The sequence below is a fragment of the Cellulomonas sp. ACRRI genome (genome assembly GCF_022346185.1).
Taxonomy (GTDB): Bacteria; Actinomycetota; Actinomycetes; order Actinomycetales; family Cellulomonadaceae; genus Cellulomonas.
In genome coordinates this window covers 1-3,102 of the sequence record NZ_JAKRMS010000223.1, presented here as the reverse complement: position 1 = coordinate 3,102, position 3,102 = coordinate 1, and the positions used below count along the sequence as shown (strand labels likewise).

Below are 3,102 nucleotides of genomic sequence, written 5' to 3'. Positions count from 1 at the left end.
CCCGTCAGCCCTGCTCGCCCCCGTCAGCCCCGCGCCCGTCAGCCCTGCCCGCGCCCGTCAGCCCTGCGCGCCGTCGGCCCCGCCCTCCGTGCTGGTGGCCGCCATGACCCAGAACCGCTCGCCGAACGGCCCGGTGATGCCCGCGATCCGCCCGTACGGGGTGTCCTCCGGCGCGAGGTGGACGGAGCCGCCGAGCCGCGGCGCCGCCGCCGTGATCGCGTCCGCGTCGTCCACCCGCAGGTAGACCGCCCACTCCGGCCGGTCGCCCCCGCCGCCGATCCCGCCGACCGGCCGGCCGTCGAGCAGCAGCGTGGTGTAGTCGAACCCGGGCCCGCTGATGTCGTCCAGGGCGTACCCGAAGACCCCGGTGTAGAACGCCCGGGCCGCCGCCGGGTCGGCGGACATCTGCTCGGTCCAGGCGAGCGCCCCGTGCTCGTCGACGACCTCCGCGCCGATGGACGTGCCCGCCTGCCAGAGCGCGAACGGGGCCCCGGCCGGGTCCGCCAGGACGGCCATCGCGCCGAAGTCCATGACGTCCATCGGGGCGGCGAGCGACCGGGCGCCCGCGGCGAGCGCGGCCTCGGTCCGCGCGCGGACGTCCTGCGTGGCGAGGAACGTCAGCCAGCGCGGCTCGGCGCCGTCGGGCTGGTACCCGCTGAGCGCGGCGGCGCGCCGGCCGCCGACGAGCGCCTCGGAGTAGAACCCCGTCTCCTCGGTGCCGATCTCCCAGTCCCAGCCGAGCAGGTGGCCGTAGAACTGCCGGCCGAGCTCCAGGTCCGGGACGGCGAGCTCCACCCAGCAGGGCGTGCCGTCGGGCCAGGGGGTGTCGCGCGTGGTCATCGTGGTCCCCGTCCGTCGACTCCGGCGCGACCCGGTCGGCCCGCCACTAGGCCCATCAGACCACCGACCCCCGACACCCACCAGGCCCCGGGGCCCTACGGCGACGGCGACGGGCTCGGGGCGGGCGACGGGGCGACCTCGGCCGGCGCCGGGCCGCTGCCGGCCGGCGAGGGCGCCGGTGCGGGCGTCACCGCCGGGTCGGCCGTCGCCCCCGTCCCCGGCGGAGACGCCGCCGGCGGCGCGGGCGCCGGTGCCGCGCTCGGCGGGCCGGTGCCGGACGCCGCGGCGCCGGCGGCGGCCGTGCCCGTGCCGGAGGCCGCTCCGGTGGTCGACGTCGCGGTCGGCCCGGTGGCGGGAGCCGCGGCCGAGGCCGACCCCGCCGCCGCGGGCGCGCCGGGAAGGACCGCCCCGCCGAACCGCCGCGCGGGGTCGGCGATGCCCTCCCGGAAGGCGGCGAGGCTGTTCGGCCGGGAGTCCACCCGCCAGTCGTTGGTGGCGAGCTCGCCGCCGACGTAGGTGGTGACGGCCAGGTTGAACCAGGAGAAGCCGATGACGTCGTCGTTGCGACCCGGGTCGAAGCCCCGGAAGAACGAGCGCAGCCAGGCGGGCTTGGTGCCGCCGAGCTCCGAGGCCCCGACCTCGGCCAGCAGGATCTTCTTGTCGGTGATCGCGCGGAGCTGGTCCAGGGTGCGGTCGTAGGTGAAGGAGAACGTCGAGTCGTTGCCGTCGCGGATCGGTGGCCGCTGGTAGCCGGAGACGCCGACCCAGTCCACGTACGCGTCGCCGGGGTACAGGCTCTCCAGGTAGCTGGTCCGCGCGAGCGGGCCCCCGAGATTGTTGATGATGTTCGGCGCCCAGACCCAGATGACGTACCGGTTGGCGCCGTTCGCCTCGAAGACGTCGTGCACGTGCCGCCACATGCGGGCGAAGTCGCCCCGGCCGTTGCCGTTGACCGAGCGGCCGCCGGCGTTCTGCTCGGCCCACGGGTACCAGGAGCCGTTCATCTCGTGGTCGAACCGGATCGCCACCGGCAGGCCGGTGCGGGCGACGTCCCGGGCGAACCGGGTGAGGTAGGCGTCCCAGTCGCCGTCGATGATCCGCGGGAGCGCGTAGGCGGGCTCGTCGACGACCCCGTTCTTCGCCTCGATCGGCCGCGACTCCCAGGTGAGCAGGGGCAGCATGCCGCGCTGCCAGGCGCGGGTGACGGCGTTCGCGCGGTACTCCTGGTCCCAGCCGCTGAAGTACCCGACCATGTTCGGGGTCCGCCCGACCTTGACCGCCGCGGCGTCGAACGTGGACCAGCTGAACGGCGCCTGCTCGGTGTACATGCCGTAGTACCGCTGCGCGGGGTCGAGCAGGGCGGCCCGCGACGGCGCGGTGGGCGCGGGGTCGGGCGCGGCGGCAGGACCACCCGAGGACGGCCGGCCCGCCGCCGGGCGGCCCGTCGCCGGCGTCCCGGTGGCGCCCGCGCCTCCCGCGACCACGGCGCCCGCGCCGACCGCTCCGGCCGGGCCGCCCGGACGCCCGGAGCCGGACGCGCCCGAGCGCCCGGAGCCGGAGCCCGACCCGGAGCCGGACCCCGAGCCCGACCCGGATCCCGACCCCGACCCGGACCCCGACCCCGACGCCGCCTCGTGCGCGGCCCGCTCCTGCTCCGCCCGCCGCTCGGCCTCGCGCTCGGCCCGCGCCTGGGCGGCGGCCGCCTGGCCGTTCCGTCGGGCGGTCTGCTCCCGGCCGACGACCCCGCGCAGCGCGTCGCCCTCGGCCTCGGCCGCCGCGAGCCGGCCCTCCAGCGCGTCGTTCTCCGCGCGGAGGCGCAGCTCCGCGGCGGAGGGCCCGTCCCGGTCGCCGCTGTCGGGCAGTCCGGTGGGCGACGTCCACACCAGGACGGTCAGGGTCACGAGCGCGACGACCACCGCGGCGGTGGCGGCGCGGGCGCGGACGGTCATGCCGCGGGTTCCCGGCAGCCACCACGGGGCTCCGGTCAGGGCGGGGGTGGGCGGCTCAGACATAGAGGAGGGCCTCCGAGGCGAGCAGGACCGCGGCCACCAGGTACGGCACGGCCGCGAGCGGGTTCGGGCGGCGCCGCGTGGCCCGCGGCGTCGCGGTGCGCGCCCGGCTCCGGACCGGGGCGGGGGCCGGCGCGCGGGCCGGTGCGGTGGCGGGTGCGGTGGCGGTCGCGACGGCGCCTTCCGGCCCCGCGTGCACCGCGGCGGACGCGAGCGCGGGCCACCGCACCGCGGCGCCGCCGTCCACCCGCAC

At 78.3% G+C, this 3,102-nt stretch carries 2 protein-coding genes and 1 pseudogene; all 3 read right to left on the bottom strand.

Going from position 1 to position 3,102, the window contains the following annotated elements:
• Nucleotides 1–57: 57 nt before the first annotated feature.
• Nucleotides 58–840, bottom strand: coding sequence for a VOC family protein (locus MHY85_RS20680; RefSeq protein WP_239200288.1), 783 nt, complete (start codon nt 838–840; stop codon nt 58–60).
• 95 nt (nt 841–935) lie between these two features.
• Nucleotides 936–2,852: a glycoside hydrolase family 26 protein gene (locus MHY85_RS21680; RefSeq protein WP_304519023.1), complete on the bottom strand. Its 1,917-nt coding sequence runs from the start codon at nt 2,850–2,852 to the stop codon at nt 936–938.
• Nucleotides 2,845–3,102 (bottom strand): annotated as a pseudogene (locus MHY85_RS20665) (hypothetical protein); the annotation flags it as partial. The gene MHY85_RS21680 and the pseudogene MHY85_RS20665, both read right to left, overlap by 8 nt.